The sequence below is a fragment of the Parazoarcus communis genome, assembly GCF_003111665.1.
Lineage (GTDB): Bacteria > Pseudomonadota > Gammaproteobacteria > Burkholderiales > Rhodocyclaceae > Parazoarcus > Parazoarcus communis_B.
On the sequence record NZ_CP022188.1, the window covers coordinates 3724613 to 3741956 of the forward strand.

The window sequence follows — 17344 nt, forward strand, 5'->3', positions numbered from 1 at the left end:
ATGTATGCCGCGTCAGTCGAGCTGCTGCGGTTCGATTTCTATGGTCTGTGCATTCCCAGCGTCGTTCAGTCGTACCATGGCACCACGCCCGGCAATTGCCTCAGGGATGCCTTTTTCGAAGGTGCGATAAACGCCGGCGATGGAAACCAGCTCCGGACCGAAATTGGTTGCAATGATGCGCGCCTTGCTGTTTCCCTGCGCACCAGCCAGCGCACGGCCGCGCAGCGGGCCGAAGCAGTGAATGCTGCCGTCGGCGATGACCTCGGCGCCGTTACTCATGCCTGCCAGCAATACCAGGTCGCCACCACGCGCATACACCTGCTGACCGGAGCGCAGCGGACGCTCGACGAACAGCGTATTGGGAAGGGACATCGGGACAGAAGGGGCTGCGGGCGCAGGTTGCGGCGGGGCCTCCGCTTTTGGGGCGGGGGCTGGCGGCGGCGTGCGGGGTGTATCGCTTGCCGGGCGCTCGCGCAGCTCGAGGTTGTCGAGTATGGCCAGTCCGGCCTGACGTGCAGCAGCCGACAGCTCTGCGGGCAGGTTGCGTACGCCGATCGGTTGCAGCTGATAGCGCCGGAGCAGGGACAGCAGTCCGGCCCAATCCACACGTCCGGGCGCCTTGGTAATGCCGGAGAAGTCGAGAATGGTGGCTTCGCCATTGAAGAAGTCCGGCATGCCACCGAGCATCTTGTGCAGCGAGTCGGCCAGCCCGACGGGTTCGGTATCGCGCAGGACGGCAATGGTTGCGCCGAGTGTCGTATTTCGAAACTCGATGGAGCGGTTGGGCGCGGACGTGGTCATGTGCAGAGTTTACCGTTTAATCGCGCGAGTTTACTGAGGGTCGGTGAATACGGCAAGAATGTGACGGGCATCCGTGTCACGCCGGCCGCGTTTCAGTGCAGGGTGGGGGGCTGAAACAGCGTATCGATGTCGTCTTCATCAAACCGGTAGGTGTGATTCGACAGTTCGTCATGGACCAGCACCTCGCCCTGTTCGGCAAGTACCGCGCGCACTTCGGCCTCGCCGAGCCCCTGCAGCATGGTTGCGATCTTTTCCGGCTCGGGGGGCCAGATATGGGTAACAGCCCGCGGCGGGTAGATTCTTACGTCTTCTTCGGCAAAAAGGCGGCCAAGCAGCACTTCCGGCGACAGGGTGAGCAGTTCGTCGGGGCGTACGGTCTGCGCAAGCTGCATGATGCGCGACCAGCCATCCTCGTCCTTTGCATCTGCGCCGGGCAGGCGCTGCACGAACAGCGCGGCGCTGGCCGAGGGATCGCAGGCCAGCCAGAGACCCGCAGGCTGTTGCTCGGACTGTTCGAGGTAATGGGAGAACACGCTCGCGATGCTGTCGCCTTCCAGCGGCACCAGACTCTGATAGGGCTGGTCCATGCCCTGGATGTCGAGCGACAGTTGCAGGCGACCATCGCCGACAATCTCGCCAAGCGTATCGCCGGTAATTTCGCCTTCCGATTTCGCGTAACCGCGCAGGTTCATTTCGGCGTTGCAATCGACCACGAGCAGCCTGAGCGGACCATGCCCCTGCACCTGAAACGTCAGCCGTCCGGTTTGCTTGAGGTTGCCGGTGATGATGGCCGATACCGCACTCATCTCGCCGAGCAGGCGGCTGACAGGCGCCGGATAGTGACGCCCGACCTGCATGGCTTTCCAGACGTCGTCAAGGCGGACGACCGCACCGCGGATGTCGAGTTTTTCCAGCAGAAAACGCTGTACGTAGCTTGAGGGCAGGGTGCTCATTGATCTTCAGACTCTGAGGGTTTGATGAAGCTTGCAAAGAGTTGGGGGTCGAACCCCACCAGCAGGTGACCGGATGCCGTTTCGACCACGGGCCGCTTGATCAGGCTCGGGTTCTCCAGCATCAACTGCACTGCAGCGCTCTGGGTGTCGATCGCCTGCTGCTCGGGCGACAGCTTGCGCCAGGTCGTGCCGCGGGTGTTGATCAGCGTCTTCCAGCCCAGCGCCTTGCTCCAGTCATGCAGCTTGCCGGACGTGATCCCGTCCTTGCGATAGTCATGAAAGCGATATGCTGCGCCGCGCTCCGTGAGCCAGGCGATGCTCTTCTTCATGGTGTCGCAGTTCTTGATACCGTAGATCACCGTTAGCTTGTCCATTTCGTGCTCTCCAACGCGGTCAGGATCCGCTCACTTCTTGCGGGCGCGTGCAAAGGCGTCGGCAAACGCATTGTTGCCGGCGCTGCGCTCAGCTTGCTTGGGGCGTGCTTCCTGCGGGCGCGCCTGGCGCTGCGGGTTGCCGCGGGGCCCCTGCGGGCGCTCGGGCCGACCGCTGCCAGCATCGCCGCGCGGTGGCTGAACTTCGTCGGCCAGGCGCATGGTCAGCGCGATCCGCTTGCGGACAACATCGACCTCGAGCACCTTCACTTTCACCACCTGACCCGCCTTGACCACCGAGTGTGGGTCCTTGACGAAGGTGTTCGACAGCGCCGAGATGTGCACTAGTCCGTCCTGATGCACGCCGATATCGACGAAAGCGCCAAAGTTCGTGACGTTGGTCACCACGCCTTCGAGCAGCATGCCGGGCTGCAGATCCTTCAGCGTTTCGATGCCATCACGGAAGGTGGCTGTGCGGAACTCGGGGCGCGGATCGCGGCCGGGTTTCTCGAGCTCGGCAAGAATGTCCTGTACGGTCGGAAGGCCAAAGCGGTCGTCGGTGAAGTCGGCCGGTTTGAGGCTCTTCAGCATGCTGCCGTTGCCCATCAGCTCGCGAACGCTTTTCTGGACGCGCGCCAGAATGCGCTCGACCACCGGGTAGGCTTCCGGGTGCACCGAGGACGCATCGAGTGGATTGTCACCGGTCTGGATGCGCAGAAATCCGGCGGCCTGCTCGAAGGTCTTGGGGCCGAGTCGCGGCACGTCCTTCAGTGCGCTGCGACTGCGGAAGGGGCCGTTGGCGTCACGATACTCAACGATATTGCCCGCAAGCGTCGCGTTGAGACCGGAGATCCGGGCCAGCAGCGGGGCCGATGCGGTGTTGACGTCTACCCCGACGGCGTTCACGCAGTCTTCGACGACGGCGTCCAGGCTCTTGGCGAGCTTGCCCTGGTTGAGGTCGTGCTGATATTGACCAACCCCGATCGACTTCGGATCGATCTTCACCAGTTCGGCCAGCGGATCCTGCAGGCGACGCGCGATCGACACCGCACCACGCAGGCTGACATCGACATCGGGAAACTCGCGTGCGGCCAGTTCCGACGCCGAATACACCGACGCGCCAGCCTCGGAGACCATGACCCTGGTGAGCTTGAACTCGGGGTGGCGCTGCATCAGTTCCGCCGCCAGCGCGTCGGTCTCGCGTGAGGCGGTGCCGTTGCCGATGGCGATCAGTTCGACCGCGTGCTTCTTTGCCAGCATCGCAAGGGCAGCGAGCGAGGACTCGCGGTCACGACGCGGCTCGAAGGGGTAGATGGTCGCGGTATCGACCAGCTTGCCGGTCGCATCGACAACGGCGACCTTCACCCCGGTACGGATGCCGGGGTCGAGCCCCATCGTGGTCCGGCTGCCGGCCGGTGCGGCGAGCAGGAGATCCTTGAGGTTGCGGGCAAAGACGCGGGTTGCTTCCTCTTCGGCGCGTTCGCGCAGCTCGCTCATCAGTTCGAGTTCGAGATGGAGCGACACCTTCACGCTCCACGTCCAGCGTACCGTGTCCGCAAGCCAGCGATCCGCCGGCCGGCCCTGATTGCGGATGCCGAAGCGCACCGCGATGCGGCCTTCGCAGGGGTGAGGCGCATCGGGATCGGGGCGCTCGACATCCAGACCGAGGCGAAGCACGCCCTCATTGCGGCCGCGCAGCAGCGCGAGCGCCCGGTGCGAGGGCATGTTTGCGATCGGCTCCTGAAAGTCGAACCAGTCGCGAAACTTCGCACCTTCGGTTTCCTTGCCCTCAATCACGCTGGAGCGGACGAGTCCGTAATCGTGCAGATAGTTGCGCAGTTCGCCCAGCAGCGTCGCGTCCTCGGCGAACTGCTCCATCAGGATCTGGCGCGCACCGTCCAGTACGGACTTTGCATCCTCGAAACCGGCGTCCGGGTTCAGATAGCGGGCCGCCTCGACCTCAGGCGTAAGTGCCGGGTCGGCAAGCAGCGCCTCGGCGAGCGGCGCAATGCCGGCTTCGCGCGCAATCTGGGCCTTGGTGCGGCGCTTCGGCTTGAAGGGAAGGTAGAGATCTTCCAGGCGTTGCTTGGTATCGGCGTTTTCGAGCTCGGCGCGCAGTGCGGGGGTGAGTTTGCCTTGTTCGTCGACCGACGCGATGACGGTGGATCGGCGGTCTTCGAGTTCGCGCAAATACCCCAGCCGCTCTTCCAGCAATCGCAACTGGGTGTCGTCCAGGCCGCCGGTGACTTCCTTGCGGTAGCGCGAGATGAAGGGCACGGTCGCGCCTTCATCAAGCAGTTTCACGGCAGAGAAGACCTGTCTGGCGGGAACGCCGAGTTCATCGGCAATACGGTGTTCGATGGGGGGGAGCATGGCAGGGTCACCGTGGCGAGCACGGCGCAATGGTTCTCATGAAGGGCGCGATGGTGCAGCAAGCGCCGCTGCGGGACAAGGGGGCGACGACAATCGCCCCTTGCCCTCAGAGCGCGACCAGCGTTTGCCTGCCCCACCACTGCTGGTGCGGCGGAAGCTCGACCGCCTGATCGGCAACAGCCGCCTCGGTGCATAACATGCGGCGAAAACCGCTGTCGGGCATGTCGGCAAGTGCGGCACAGCGTGTTTCCCATGGATTCCAGATGACAACATCCGGAAAGCCTTCGGTATTGACGCCGAGGCTGCGGCGGTGGTCGCGAACGAGGAGCGGACGGGTCACCTTGCAGTAGATGCGATCGACTTCGCCATCGACCATGATCCGCTCACCGCTTTCGCGACGGACGACGTTGCCCGCGGCGGTATCGCGATAGCTGAAACCGTAGAGCCCCTCAAGCGCGATTTCCTCCACTTCGCTGACGCGAAGATAGGTATGCAGGGCGCCGGTAAACGAAAATGCTTCGTCGCCCGTGTTTTCGACCGAGAGTTCAAGGTCGAGGCGGTTGTCTTCCACGGCCACCGTCAGTTCGAGGGCAAAGGCGTGCGGCCAGATGGCGCGCGTCTCTTCATCGTCTACGATACGCAGCACCGCAATGGCGAAACCCTCGCCGGTGCGCTGCTCGGCGACGGTCCAGACCTTCGTACGCACAAACCCGTGCTTGGGTAACTCGCCCTGGTCGGCAAACTGCGGGAAGCAGACCGGCACCCCACCGCGAATCGGCGCGCTGCCGTCAAATACCGCCTGTTCGCTGAGGTAGAGCCACTCCTTGCCGCCGCGAGGCGTCCATGACAGCACCTGCCCACCCAGCAGGCTGACCACGACGCGCGCACCCGAAACGTCCATTGCCAAGGCCGCAAGACCCTGAAACTCCACCTGTTCTATCGTTGCATTCATCCGGTTCAGTCCTGCAGGGGCAGGACGCCCACCTTGACCGTGTTGTCTTCCGGGTCGTTGGTGAGGATGAAGCCGAGCTTGGCCACAAACTTGAGCATGCGGTCATTGTTGGAGAGAAAAACGCCGTTGATGTAGAGCAGCCCGCGGTTACGTGCGGTTTCGATCAAGACGCCCATGAGCTTGCGTGCAAGTCCGCGATGCTGCCAGTCGTCTGCCACGACAACGGCGAACTCACAGGATTCGCTGTCCGGATTGACTGCATAGCGACACACGCCGATCTCCTTTTCCACGCCATCGACGTCCATCGTGGCGAGAAAGGCCATTTCGCGGTCGTAATCGATCTGCGTCAGTCGCGCCACCATTGCTGGCGGCAGTTCGCGCATCGTGTTCATGAAGCGGTAGTACTTGGTTTCCTGCGACAGATTGCGCACGAACTCCACTTCGAGGTCGGCATCTTCGGGCTTGATCGGACGAATGGTCACGACCGTGCCGTCCGGCACCGTCCACTTGCTGATGAGGTGCGACGGATAGGGGTGAATCGCCATATGGTCGTAGCGATCGGCCGTGGGCGACACGTTGTCCACAACGATGCGGGCATCGACCGCAACTGCGCCATTTTCGTCGACGATCAGCGGGTTGATGTCCATACCAGTGATCCACGGCAACTCGCAGACCATTTCCGACACGCGCAACAGCACCAGTTCCAGCGCATCCATGTCGATGGCGGGGAGATTGCGGAACTCGCCGAGGCGGACAGCAATCCGGGTGGAGCGGATCATGTCGCGCACTAGGAAGCCGTTGAGCGGCGGCAAGGCCACCGCGATATCGCGGTTGGCTTCCACCTGGTTGCCACCTTCACCGAAGGTGATGACCGGGCCGAACACCGGATCGCGCCGGACACCGATCACCAGTTCGCGACCATTGCGCTTCTGGATCATGGGCTCGATCGAGACACCGTTGATGATGGCGTCGGGCTGGCTCTTCTTTACCGCTTCGAGAATTTCCTGGTAGGCCGAACGCACGACGGCGAGGCTTGTGAGGTTGAGCCGCACTCCGCCGACATCGGACTTGTGGATCACCGATGCGGAGTCGATCTTCATCACCACCGGCAGACCAATTTCTTCTGCCAGCACCATGGCTTCGGTTGCCGAACGTGCCACCACGGTCTGCGCAATCGGAATCCGGAATGCAGCCAGCAAGGCCTTGGATTCCATTTCGTTGAGGGTCTTGCGACGCTCGCTGAGTGCGGTTTCGATGACCAGGCGGGCGCTTTCGACCGACGGCGGCGACAGGTGGGACAGCGAGGCCGGCACCTGCATCAGCAGCTTCTGGTTGCGGTAGTAGGACGAAATGTGGCCAACCAGCTCTACTGCCGGCTCCGGCGTGCGGAAAGTCGGAATGCCCGCCTCGATGAACATGCGGCGCGATTCTGCCACCAGCTCCTCGCCCATCCAGCAGGTCACGACCGGCTTGTCTGCGGTTTTTTCGATCTCGATGACGGTCCTGGCAACCTCGCTCGGATTGGTCATGGCCTGCGGAGTCAGCATTACCAGCACGCCGTCCACGTTGGGGCCGTCGATGACCGCCTGCAGGGTCTTGCTGTAGCGATCGGGGTCAGCATCGCCCAGAATGTCGATCGGATTGCCGCGTGACCAGCCTGCAGGCAGGATGGTATTGAGTTTCTCCATCGTACTGTCGGAGAACTCGCTCAGCGGAATGCCGATATCCATTGCCCGGTCGGCAGCCATCACACCCGGTCCGCCGCCGTTGGTAATGATTGCGAGGCGGTTGCCACGCGGCCGGAAATGGGAGAACAGCGCATTGGCGGCGGCAAAGAGCTGGCCAAGGTTGTACAGGCGAATCACGCCGGCACGACGAAGTGCCGCGTCAAATACTGCGTCGTCGCCTATCGGGGCGCCCGAATGCGACAGAATGGCGCGCGAAACGTCCGGGTGACGGCCGGCCTTGATCAGCAGTACCGGCTTCACACGCGCTGCGCCTCGAAGCGCGCTCATGAAGCGGCGCGCATCGCGAATACCTTCAACGTACAGGAAGATGCTCTCGGTACGCGGGTCCGAGATCATGAACTCGAGAACCTCGCCGAAATCGATATCGCTCGAGGTACCGAGCGACACCACGGCTGAAAAGCCCACGTTGTTCGGTTTTGCCCAGTCAAGAATGGCGGCGCACAGCGCACCCGACTGTGAAATCAGGCCAATGCTGCCCTTGCTGGCCGTCGCATGGGCAAAAGTGGCGTTGAGGCCGAGGTCGGGCCGGATGATGCCAAGGCAGTTTGGCCCTAGCAGACGAATTTTGTGCCGGCGCGCCGCTTCGACGACGTGACGTTCGTAAAGGGCGCCACGGGGGCCTGCTTCGGAGAATCCGGACGACAGTACGACGGCTGCCTTCACCCCGGCACGGCCGCAACTGTCGATGATGGCCGCGACTTTCTCGGCGCGAACGGCTACGACAGCCAGGTCGAGCCGTTGTGGGACATCTTCGACGGATTTGTAGCAGATGAGGTCGAATACCTTCTCATGCTTTGGATTGACCGCGAACAGCCGCCCCTTGTAACCCGCATCGATCATGTTGCGCATGAGTACGCTGCCAAGCGAGTTTTCGCGCTCGCTGGCACCGATAATGGCTACCGAGCGGGGCTCGAGAAGCGGGGAAAGATAGTGTTTTTCATTCATGGAAGGGCTGCCCTGTAAGGGTACGACGCCGCCGGCTCAAGCCTTCAAGGTCAGTTGACCATAGCGGGTCGTCGATAATGAGCAAATTATACTGCAGTGCACAATAAGCCTGACTAGGGATTTCCCTAAATCGCGAAAAGGATCCGCCTTTGCCGCGCGGCACATTGTGTATCGATTTCGATGCACGAGAATTGACGCTTGTCACAAGGTGAAGTAGAAACGTGCGCCACGACCCGGTTCTGCTTCGGCTCGTATGCTTCCGCCATGACGCTGAATGATGCGTTGAACGGTCGCAAGACCGATTCCGGTTCCAGCAAACTCCGCGCTGTTGTGCAAACGGCTGAAAGGCCGAAAAAGGTTCGCAGCGAAGGCCATGTCAAACCCGGCCCCATTGTCTTCAACGCAGAAAATCCGCCGCTCTCCCTCGAGGCTGACGCCGAAGCTGATTTTTGCGTCAGCCTTGCCTGCCGAGAATTTCCACGCATTGCGCAACAGGTTCTCTAGCATCACTCTCACAAGCACCCGATCCGCGCTGACGATCATTTCACGTGTCACTTCGAACTCCACCGTGCGATCGGGTTCCTCCGAGCGAATCTCGTCAATGACCTGCAGCGCGAGCTCGGACAGGTTGACAGCTTCTTTGTGTACCGTTTGACGGGTCAGGCGCGCGAGTTCGATGAGCGCGTCGATCAGGTGCGCCATACGGTGAGTGGCACGACGGATGCGTTCGATATAGTCGGTGGTGGCGGGCGTGAGCTGTCCGCTAAGATCCTCCTCGAGAATGCGGGCAAAGCCATCAATGGCGCGCAAAGGGGCGCGCAGATCGTGAGACACCGAATAGGAGAAGGCTTCGAGCTCACGATTGGCGGCTTCCATCTCCGCAGTGCGGAGACGAACTCTGGATTCAAGCTCCTGATTGACGTTTTTGAGCGTGAGTTCGGCGACCTTGCGTGAGGAGATGTCATCCAGGGTTCCGGCAATACCCCTGATCTGACCCTTGTCACCGATCAGCGGCCGGCCCGATGCCTCGATCCACCGGATTTCTCCCTTTCGGGTGCGGAGCCGGGTCTGGCAGGTGCACTCCGAAATTTCGCCCGCCATGATTTGTGCGAGCATGTGGCGGACGCCCGGGCAGTCGTCGGGGTGCAGAAAATCCGTGAGCGGTTTGCCCAGACTGCGGTCGGTCTTGTGTCCGGTGAGACGGTGCCATACCCCGTTCAGAAAACTCAGGCGCCCCTCGGAATCGGTCTGGAATATCACCTCGTTTACTGACTCAACCACGTCGTGGTAGCGCTGCTCGCTTTCGCCCAGCGCCCGCTCGGCACTGACCCGCGAGGTCACGCTGCGTCCGATGCCGTGGTAGCCGACGAACACCCCCGCCCTGAAGACGGGACTCCCGACGAGTTCGAAGTAGTGGGTTCCGTTGTCGCTGGCCTGGTGCGAAAAGACCAGGCTGGCTCGCTCATGCTGATCGAGCCGTCGACGGTATTCGACCCAGTCCTGTTCGGCGGCGTGAATTGCCGGGCTATCCCATGGAGGACAGCCGATCAGGCGCTGCGGATCCTCCCCGGTCTGCTGCTGGAAGCCAGCACTGACGTCGGTGTAGCAATGCGAGTGGTCGGTTGCCCAGCGCCAGTCGCTGGCGAGTTCGAGCAATTCGCGCAGCCTGTTGCGTTCTTCAATCAGCTTGCGATCGGGGCGCACGCGTTTGCGGGCCTTGCCGCGCAGCAGTCCAAGCGTAAGCATGCCCGCCACCACAAGTGACGGGAATGCGAGAATGCTCAACCAGTCAGGGTTATTCACCCTGCTGTCTCCGTCAATCCGGCGCCTGACGGGCCGTTCCAACGCGCCTGCCGTTTACCTTGAGTGAGTCCGGGATCTGCCTGAACCATTTCTGCTCCTTCATCAACGCGGGTGCGCCGGTAGAATGAGGTGGCCGACTATTGCTGTTTCCTCAATGATAATGCCTTCCAGAGCGGACAATGACCGAATTCAACCAGTCTCTTAACCCGTCAGGCTGCGCGGGACATGGCGCCGGTGGAGATCCATCGGCGTGGGTGCGCCGTTTCAGCGCCTTGATTCCAGTGGGCGGACACGTGCTTGATTATGCCTGCGGCGGCGGGCGCCACGCCCTGTGGCTTGCCCGCCACGGCTATCGCGTCGAGGCGGCTGACCGTAATCGCGATGCTTTGGCGGGTCTGGCGCAAGAAGAAGGTATTTCCACGCGCGAAGTTGACCTCGAATCGAGCGAGTGGCCCTACGCTGGCCAGTCTTTTGATGCGGTGGTGGTATGCAATTACCTGTACCGGCCGGGCTTCGAGCGCCTGCTCGACCTGTTGCCCGAGGCCGGGGTGCTCATCTACGAGACCTTCATGGCAGGAAACGAGCAGTTTGGCAGGCCGGCGAGCCCCGAGTTTCTTCTGCAGGCTGGCGAGCTTCTGACGCGCTGCGCGGGATGGCAGATCGTCGGCTTCGAGCAGGGGATCGTGAGCAGCCCCCGTCAGGCCGCGATCCAGCGCATCTGCGCAGTTCGCGGCCCAGCGGTCGCAACGATCCTGCCCTGATCAGCCCGGCAGTCTGGCCAGAATCTGCTGTGCCAGCAGGTCGATGCCCGCCGGCGAGAGGTCGCCGGTCTCAAATGCGGGTGCATCGATCAGGCCAGGAAAGTTGCCGCCCTGCGAGCGACGATAGAGCGGGTCGTAGTGCAGGTCGATGAACTCTCCAAACAGGGTCGGCAAGTCGCCGCGTTCGGCAAGCTGCCGCCAACGCGCCAGCGTTTCGTTGCTCTGCAGACTTCTCAGGCGTTCGATGTTCTGCAGCAGGGTGGGGATGTCATCGCCCAGATAGGCATAGTCACGGATCAGGAAGCTTAGCCTGGCGTCGCGTTCTGCCTCGATCCGGATGCACGGTGCGGCGCGCATTGCGCCGATCAGCGGCTCCGGAATATGGGTGCGGCCAATCTTGCGGCTTTCGGCTTCGACAAACACAGGCCGTGCCGGATCGAGTTTGCGGATGCGGTCATACAGCGTCGTCTCAAAGCCTTTCTGTGTCGGTTGGGGACGGTCGGGCAGGGCGCCGAGCACCGAGCCCTTGTGCGCTGCGATGTCCTCGAGGTCGAGCACCTGGGCGCCATGCCGGGCAAGCGCTTCGAGAATGCGTGTTTTCCCGCTTCCGGTTGCGCCGCAGATCATGCGCAATTGCAGTTGCGGTGCCAGTGCCTCGATCTGTTCGATCACCAGGTGCCTGAATTGCTTGTAGCCACCGGCGAGTTGATGCGCGTCCCATCCGATCAGGCGCAGCCAGGTCACGAACGAGCCGCTGCGTTGGCCTCCGCGCCAGCAGTAGACGAGAGGCCGCCAGCTGCGCGGCTTGTCCTGCATGTAGCCCGAGACATGGCGGGCGATGTTCTCTGCCACCATCGCGCCACCGATGCGACGGGCTTCGAAGGCTGATTTCTGCTTGTAAATGGTTCCGACAACGATACGCTGCTCGTTGTCCAGCACCGGCAGGTTGATGGCGCCGGGTACGTGATCCTCGGCAAATTCGGCGGGGGTGCGGACGTCGATGATCTCGTCAAAGGTTTCCAGCTGTGCTACGGTCGCGACGCCTTTCTGCATGTATTGTTACGGGCAAGGTCGCAATTTTGCCGACTGCCCCGTACTCCCTTCAGGTCATGGATCAGATCAAACTTACCCAATTCTCCCACGGCGGTGGATGTGGCTGCAAAATTGCCCCCGGCGTCCTCTCTGAACTGCTGTCGCAAATGCCGGCCGGCCTTGTCCCGCCCGATCTGCTGGTCGGCACCGATACCGCGGACGATGCGGCGGTGTATCGCCTCAACGACCGCCAGGCCGTGGTGGCAACCACGGACTTCTTTACCCCGATCGTCGATGACCCGCGCGACTTTGGTCGCATTGCGGCCACCAACGCCCTGTCCGACGTTTATGCGATGGGCGGCACCCCGATCTTTGCACTGGCCATTGTCGGCATGCCGCTCGACAAGCTCCCGGGCGAGGTGATCGGCCGCATTCTCGAGGGCGGCGCCTCCGTGTGTCGCGAAGCGGGCATTCCCGTGGCCGGTGGGCACTCGATCGATGTGCTCGAGCCCATCTACGGCCTCGTCGGGATCGGGGTGGTCGATCCCGCGCGCGTTCGCACCAATTCCGGCGCACACGAAGGCGATGCACTGATCCTTAGCAAGCCACTGGGGATCGGCATTCTGTCGGCCGGCCTGAAGAAGGGCATCCTAAGTCCAGAGGGCTATGCCGAAATGCTGCGATGGACCACGACGCTGAACCGTGTCGGCGCGAAACTTGCCGATCTGGAAGGCGTGCACGCCATGACCGACGTAACCGGCTTTGGTCTTGCGGGCCACCTGCTCGAGATGTGTCGCGGGGCAGGGCTTGCGGCCGAGGTCGAGTTCGACAGCCTGCCCGTGATTCCGGAAGCGCTGCACCTCGTTCGCGATGGCGTCGCAACCGGCGCGTCGACCCGCAACTGGGCAAGCTACGGCGCTTCGGTGTCGATGCGCGGAGATGCGCCCGAGTGGCAGCGCAAGCTGGTCACCGATCCGCAGACCTCGGGCGGCTTGCTGATCTCATGCGCGCCAGAGCTTGCGAACGAGGTGCTGGCACTGATCGAGGCGGAGCAGGGCAATGCAGCTCGCGTCATCGGCCACATGCGAGCAGGTTTGCCTGTGCTGACCGTAGCCTGATCCACTCAACGTTTTGCGGTCGCTTGCCCGAGCATCGGTTTGAGCGCCGCCCAAACGGTGTCGAGTACCCGGAACTGGGCCTCTGCGGTAGGGTGTATGCCGTCGGAAAGAAAGAACTCGGGACGGTCGGCAAAGCCCTCCAGCAGGAAAGGCACCAGGGGCACACCCGCTGTCCGGGCGACCTCGGCATAGGCAGCGGAAAAACTGCGCGTGTAGGCAGGGCCATAGTTTGGCGGCATCTGCATGCCCACAAGCAGGATCTTGCTACCGGCCTTGCGCGCTTCCGAGACCATCGCATCAAGGTTCGCGGCCAGCAGCTTCGTGGGCAGGCCGCGCAGGCCATCATTGGCGCCAAGCTCGATAATGACGACGTCGGGCTTGTGCGTGTTCAGTGCAGCGGGCAGGCGGGAGCGTCCGCCCGCCGAGGTTTCACCGGAAACACTGGCATTCACCACCCGATGGGGGAACCCTTCCGTCTCCAGGCGCGTCTGCAACAGGGTGGGCCAGGCTTCTTCGGCTTTGAGCCCGTAGCCGGCAGAAAGGCTGTCCCCCCATACCATGATCGTTGCTGCCTGAGCGGCACCGGCAAACAGAAAAAGCAGGAAGGTGAGCATGGATCGCAGCGGCATTCAAATCTCCAGTCCGGTCCTCGAAGTCGAGGATCTGAGTAAAAGTGTAACGATGGCCGATGGCAAGGGCGAGTTGCATATTCTCAACAGGATCTGTTTCGCGGTCGGTTCGGGCGAGTCGGTGGCAATCGTCGGCGCATCGGGTTCGGGCAAATCCACCCTGCTCGGATTGCTTGCGGGGCTGGATGTTCCCGTCAGCGGCAGTGTGCGAATACTCGGCACCCAGCTGTTCGAGCTCGACGAGGATGAGCGGGCCGCGCTGCGCGGGGAGTCCGTCGGCTTCGTTTTCCAGTCCTTCCAGCTGTTACCGGCACTCACTGCGCTCGAAAACGTGATGCTCCCGCTGGAGCTGGCCGGCAACACCGACGCCGAGGGCATCGCGACCCAATGGCTGGAGCGCGTCGGCCTGGGCAGTCGGATCACGCATTACCCCAAGCATCTTTCCGGCGGCGAGCAGCAGCGCGTGGCGCTTGCGCGGGCCTTTGCCGCCAGTCCCAGGCTGCTCCTTGCCGATGAACCGACCGGCAATCTCGACGCCACAACGGGTCAGGCGATCATCGAGCTGATGTTCACGCTCAACCGCGAAGCGGGTACAACGCTGATTCTGGTGACGCATGACGAGTCTCTGGCGCAGCGCTGCGGTCGAATTCTGCGCATGACGGCCGGCGAGCTTGCCGAGGTCGAAGCCGAAGTGACTGCGCCAGGCTGAGCCTGTCTGCGATCACGGCCTCCGCTGCACCCGGTGCAGACTTTCCCGGTGTCAGCGGATCATGCGGGCCGCGCAAGAACGCGCACCCGCTCAGGCGCCACGCATCCGGCGGCGGACGAAAGGGGGCTCAGGTGCGCCCCGTGTGCGCGGGCGTTCCAGCAAGCCTTGCACGAATCGCCTCGGCGCACGCCACGCCCGAGCGCACCGCCGACTCAAGGGTTGCCGGGTAGTCGGAGTCGATGTAATCGCCCGCAAGCCACAAACCGGGTACCGGCGTGCGGATGCCGGGACGGAGAAGATCCGGACGGCACGCAAAAGTCGCACGTTTCTCCACGATTACCTGCGACCACCGGGGCGCCGGAAGGCGGCGTCCGAGCTCGCGCTCGAGCTGGGCAAGCACGGCGAGGATCAGCTCATCGTGCGACCAGCCTTCGTACTCACCGTGCGCACTGATGACGCAGGCCAGCAACCCCGCTTCGCCGCCAAAGCGGCCGCGGTCGAACGCCCACTGGGCGGGGCCGTCCGCCAGCCCGATCATCGCTTCCGGCAGGGTCTGACCTTCACCCAGCGCCAGATAGACGGTTGCGATCGGCTCGTGCGGCAGTGCCTCGATCTGCGTCACCAGGCGATCGCACGCGCCCGTTGACGCGAGCAGACTGGTGGCGTGGTAGGGCGCGGTGGCGATGACGACCTGGGTCCAGGGCTGGCTTCCCGGATCTCCATTGAGCCAGAACCCGCTCTCACTCGGGGTGATCGCGTCAATACCGTTTCCGGTGCGCAGCTTGCCCCTTCGGGTTGCCAGATAGCGCGCAGCGGCGACCGGGAACAGCTCCGACAGATCGATGCGCGGAATCAGCAATTCGCTGGCGGAGGCCGATGCGGCAAGGCTGTCGCGCAACACGTTCGCAAAGATCTGTGCCGAGGCTTCGGCGCTCGGCGTATTGAGTGCCGCCACGCACAGAGGCACCCAGACCAGTTCGCACAGGTTTGCGGTCTGGCGCGTGGTCCTGAGCATGTCGTCTACCGTCATGCCGGCTGCGACACGGAAGCCGGCCTTGCGCAGCCAGCGCATCAACCGCAGCATGGCGAAGCGATCCTGCCAGTCAAGGCCCTTTGCCAAGAGCAACCCGACAGCAAGGTGGAAGGGAGCGGGCAGGGGGGCTGCCTTCAGGCTCATGCGGCCCGGAACATGCAATGTGAGGGGCAGGCGTTCGAGCTGCTTGGGCGAGCCGCCCGTCAGGCGCAGAAGCCGCGTCAGCTCGGTATAGGCGCCAATCAGGATGTGCTGACCATTGTCGATTTCCCGCCCATCCTTGCGGACGACCCGTGCCCTGCCGCCGAGCGTGAGCGAACGTTCGAACACGGTGGCATGAATTCCGTGCCGCGTCAGCTCGACCGCACAGGCGAGGCCTGCATAGCCGGCTCCGATGATTGCGACTGCAGGGACCCCGCTCATCTCAACCCTTCATCCAGGTCCAGCCGGCGAGCCAGACCTTGCGCACCGGGGTCAGCGAGGTGCGACGGTCGAGTACGAGGAAGCCATCGCGGGCAATCTCCTTCAGCAGCGTGCGGTAGATCGCTGCCATGACCAGGCCGGGACGCTGACTCTTGCGGTCAACCGCCGGCAGGCTGGCGAAGGCCTGATCGTAGAACTGCTCGGCACGCTCCGTCTGAAACGCCATCAGCTCACGGAAATTGTCCGAATACTTGGCTTCGAGGATATCGCTTGCCGGGACGTTGAAGCGCTGCAGGTCCTCGATCGGCAGGTAGATCCGGCCGCGGCGGGCATCCTCACCAACATCGCGAATGATGTTGGTGAGCTGGAACGCCATGCCGAGATCATGCGCGTACTTCTGCGTCTGGCGATCGGTGTAGCCGAAAATCTCGGCCGCGAGCAGGCCGACCACGCTGGCCACGCGATAACAGTAGAGCTGCAGGCCCTTGAAATCGAGGTAACGCGTCTGCTGCAGATCCATCTCCATGCCGTCGATGATCTCGAGCAGTTGTTCCTGCGGCAGGCTGAATTGAGCGCTGACGTCCTGAAGCGCGTGACCGACCGGGTGCGTCGGCGTCCCGCCAAACACGCGTCCGATCTCATGTCGCCACCAGTCGAGCTTGGTGTGTGCAAGGGAGACGTCGTGGCATTCATCGACCACGTCGTCCACCTCGCGACAGAATGCATACAGTGCGGTGATCGCCCGGCGCCGCTCGGGCGGCAGGAACATGAAGCTGTAGTAGAAGCTGGAGCCACTCTTGGCGGCCTTGTCCTGGCAGTAATCGTGGGGATTCATTGTTTTTTCTCTTGAAACAGGGCGCGCCAGGCGATTCGCACCCAGTCGGTCTTGCCCAGTACCGGGCGATGGCGGAACACATCGTAACCGGCCGACTCGATGCAATCCAGAATTCGCAGGCCACCGGCGATGACCAGCCGCAGTTCCCAGCCCACCCTGCCGGGCAGACGCAGTGCGAGCGGGGCGCCTTCGAGCATCATCGCGCGCGCGCGCTTCACCTCGAAGGCAAGCAGCGCGCGCCAGCGCTCGTCACACCGGGCGGCTTCGATATCGGATGCTTCGACACCAAAACGCACCAGATCCTCGTGCGGGATGTAGATGCGATCCTTACGCCAATCGACCGCGACATCCTGCCAGAAGTTGATCAGTTGCAGGCTGCTGCAGATGCAGTCTGAAAGATGAAAGTTGTCGCCTTCCGTCCTGTCATACAGATGAAGCAGCAGCCGCCCGACCGGATTCGCCGACCGTCGACAGTAATCGAGCAGTTCGGGGAAATCTGCGTAGCGCGTCTTGCCAACGTCCTGGCTGAATGCATCGAGCAGGTCGCGTAACAACTGTACGGGCAAGTCGAATTCGCGGACAGCCCGGCCCAGGCGTTCGAACATCGGCGCGAGCGTGGCATCGCGGATGGTTTCACCGCGCTCCATCGCGTTGAGTGCGTTGCGGTAGTCGTTCAGTCGCGCCAGGCGCATCACCGCCGTGGCGTCGCCCTCGTCGGCGATGTCGTCCGCGCTGCGGGCAAAGACATAGATCGCTTCGACCGGTTCGCGCAGACGCGCGGGCAGCAGAAATGACGCAACGGGGAAGTTTTCGTAGTGATCGACGGGCATCGGAGCAGGCAGGAAGCACGGATTTTGG

The 17344-nt window shown here is 62.8% G+C and carries 15 protein-coding genes; 3 read left to right on the plus strand and 12 right to left on the minus strand.

Translation table 11 applies throughout. The features are described 5' to 3' along the window. Positions 1 to 12: 12 nt before the first annotated feature. The 7 genes from minC to CEW87_RS17075 all read right to left on the minus strand — a co-directional run bounded on the left by minC (position 13) and on the right by CEW87_RS17075 (position 9946). Complete coding sequence (gene minC, locus CEW87_RS17045; protein ID WP_108974900.1) at positions 13 to 801, minus strand: septum site-determining protein MinC; 789 nt, start codon at positions 799 to 801, stop codon at positions 13 to 15. Positions 802 to 893: 92 nt separating this feature from the next. After that, positions 894 to 1754 (minus strand): Hsp33 family molecular chaperone HslO, encoded by an 861-nt coding sequence (locus CEW87_RS17050; protein ID WP_108948229.1) that lies wholly within the window; start codon positions 1752 to 1754, stop codon positions 894 to 896. After that, entirely contained in the window at positions 1751 to 2128 is a 378-nt protein-coding gene (locus tag CEW87_RS17055; protein WP_108974902.1) for an ArsC family reductase, read from the minus strand. Before CEW87_RS17055 ends, CEW87_RS17050 begins: the two co-directional genes overlap by 4 nt. A gap of 30 nt (positions 2129 to 2158) precedes the next feature. After that, complete coding sequence (locus tag CEW87_RS17060; protein ID WP_108977314.1) at positions 2159 to 4498, minus strand: Tex family protein; 2340 nt, start codon at positions 4496 to 4498, stop codon at positions 2159 to 2161. Positions 4499 to 4604: 106 nt separating this feature from the next. Beyond that, positions 4605 to 5450 carry a D-hexose-6-phosphate mutarotase gene (locus CEW87_RS17065; RefSeq protein WP_108974904.1) on the minus strand — a complete coding sequence of 282 codons (846 nt, stop codon included), beginning with the start codon at positions 5448 to 5450 and terminating at the stop codon, positions 4605 to 4607. 5 nt (positions 5451 to 5455) lie between these two features. Next, positions 5456 to 8143 carry a GNAT family N-acetyltransferase gene (locus CEW87_RS17070; RefSeq protein WP_108974906.1) on the minus strand — a complete coding sequence of 896 codons (2688 nt, stop codon included), beginning with the start codon at positions 8141 to 8143 and terminating at the stop codon, positions 5456 to 5458. Between the two features lie 201 nt (positions 8144 to 8344). Then, positions 8345 to 9946, minus strand: a complete 1602-nt coding sequence (locus CEW87_RS17075; protein WP_234421569.1) for a sensor histidine kinase — start codon at positions 9944 to 9946, stop codon at positions 8345 to 8347. A 179-nt stretch (positions 9947 to 10125) separates the two neighbouring features. On the opposite strand from CEW87_RS17075, the gene CEW87_RS17080 reads away from it, so the two are divergent. Then, complete coding sequence (locus CEW87_RS17080; protein ID WP_108974908.1) at positions 10126 to 10707, plus strand: class I SAM-dependent methyltransferase; 582 nt, start codon at positions 10126 to 10128, stop codon at positions 10705 to 10707. On the opposite strand, the gene mnmH is transcribed toward CEW87_RS17080, so the two are convergent. Beyond that, complete coding sequence (gene mnmH / locus CEW87_RS17085) at positions 10708 to 11760, minus strand: tRNA 2-selenouridine(34) synthase MnmH (RefSeq protein ID WP_108974910.1); 1053 nt, start codon at positions 11758 to 11760, stop codon at positions 10708 to 10710. It lies immediately after the preceding gene. A gap of 56 nt (positions 11761 to 11816) precedes the next feature. On the opposite strand from mnmH, the gene selD reads away from it, so the two are divergent. After that, entirely contained in the window at positions 11817 to 12857 is a 1041-nt protein-coding gene (selD, locus tag CEW87_RS17090) for a selenide, water dikinase SelD (RefSeq protein ID WP_108974912.1), read from the plus strand. 5 nt (positions 12858 to 12862) lie between these two features. Here the strand turns inward: selD and CEW87_RS17095 are convergent, their stop codons facing one another. Beyond that, entirely contained in the window at positions 12863 to 13486 is a 624-nt protein-coding gene (locus CEW87_RS17095) for an arylesterase (RefSeq protein WP_108977318.1), read from the minus strand. Between CEW87_RS17095 and CEW87_RS17100 the strand changes: the two genes are divergently transcribed. After that, positions 13470 to 14195 (plus strand): ABC transporter ATP-binding protein, encoded by a 726-nt coding sequence (locus CEW87_RS17100; RefSeq protein WP_108974914.1) that lies wholly within the window; start codon positions 13470 to 13472, stop codon positions 14193 to 14195. The genes CEW87_RS17095 and CEW87_RS17100 overlap by 17 nt on opposite strands. Positions 14196 to 14322: 127 nt before the next feature. Here CEW87_RS17100 and hpnE read toward each other — a convergent pair whose 3' ends face one another. The 3 genes from hpnE to hpnC are packed head-to-tail and all read right to left on the minus strand — an operon-like array spanning position 14323 to position 17316. Beyond that, the gene (gene hpnE, locus CEW87_RS17105; RefSeq protein ID WP_108974916.1) at positions 14323 to 15651 is read right to left on the minus strand and encodes a hydroxysqualene dehydroxylase HpnE; all 1329 of its coding nucleotides are present in this window, start codon (positions 15649 to 15651) and stop codon (positions 14323 to 14325) included. A 1-nt stretch (position 15652) separates the two neighbouring features. Next, positions 15653 to 16486, minus strand: a complete 834-nt coding sequence (hpnD, locus tag CEW87_RS17110; RefSeq protein ID WP_108974918.1) for a presqualene diphosphate synthase HpnD — start codon at positions 16484 to 16486, stop codon at positions 15653 to 15655. Beyond that, positions 16483 to 17316, minus strand: coding sequence for a squalene synthase HpnC (hpnC, locus tag CEW87_RS17115; RefSeq protein WP_108974920.1), 834 nt, complete (start codon positions 17314 to 17316; stop codon positions 16483 to 16485). Before hpnC ends, hpnD begins: the two co-directional genes overlap by 4 nt. Positions 17317 to 17344: the final 28 nt, after the last annotated feature.

What these genes read in the sequence shown, in the direction of transcription:
- minC (WP_108974900.1), bottom strand. Translation starts at nt 801, where the DNA reads ATGACCACGTCCGCGCCCAACCGCTCCATCGAGTTTCGAAATACGACA.
- CEW87_RS17050 (WP_108948229.1), bottom strand. Translation starts at nt 1,754, where the DNA reads ATGAGCACCCTGCCCTCAAGCTACGTACAGCGTTTTCTGCTGGAAAAA.
- CEW87_RS17055 (WP_108974902.1), bottom strand. Translation starts at nt 2,128, where the DNA reads ATGGACAAGCTAACGGTGATCTACGGTATCAAGAACTGCGACACCATG.
- CEW87_RS17060 (WP_108977314.1), bottom strand. Translation starts at nt 4,498, where the DNA reads ATGCTCCCCCCCATCGAACACCGTATTGCCGATGAACTCGGCGTTCCC.
- CEW87_RS17065 (WP_108974904.1), bottom strand. Translation starts at nt 5,450, where the DNA reads ATGAATGCAACGATAGAACAGGTGGAGTTTCAGGGTCTTGCGGCCTTG.
- CEW87_RS17070 (WP_108974906.1), bottom strand. Translation starts at nt 8,143, where the DNA reads ATGAATGAAAAACACTATCTTTCCCCGCTTCTCGAGCCCCGCTCGGTA.
- CEW87_RS17080 (WP_108974908.1), top strand. Translation starts at nt 10,126, where the DNA reads ATGACCGAATTCAACCAGTCTCTTAACCCGTCAGGCTGCGCGGGACAT.
- mnmH (WP_108974910.1), bottom strand. Translation starts at nt 11,760, where the DNA reads ATGCAGAAAGGCGTCGCGACCGTAGCACAGCTGGAAACCTTTGACGAG.
- selD (WP_108974912.1), top strand. Translation starts at nt 11,817, where the DNA reads ATGGATCAGATCAAACTTACCCAATTCTCCCACGGCGGTGGATGTGGC.
- CEW87_RS17100 (WP_108974914.1), top strand. Translation starts at nt 13,470, where the DNA reads ATGGATCGCAGCGGCATTCAAATCTCCAGTCCGGTCCTCGAAGTCGAG.
- CEW87_RS17095 (WP_108977318.1), bottom strand. Translation starts at nt 13,486, where the DNA reads ATGCCGCTGCGATCCATGCTCACCTTCCTGCTTTTTCTGTTTGCCGGT.
- hpnE (WP_108974916.1), bottom strand. Translation starts at nt 15,651, where the DNA reads ATGAGCGGGGTCCCTGCAGTCGCAATCATCGGAGCCGGCTATGCAGGC.
- hpnD (WP_108974918.1), bottom strand. Translation starts at nt 16,486, where the DNA reads ATGAATCCCCACGATTACTGCCAGGACAAGGCCGCCAAGAGTGGCTCC.
- hpnC (WP_108974920.1), bottom strand. Translation starts at nt 17,316, where the DNA reads ATGCCCGTCGATCACTACGAAAACTTCCCCGTTGCGTCATTTCTGCTG.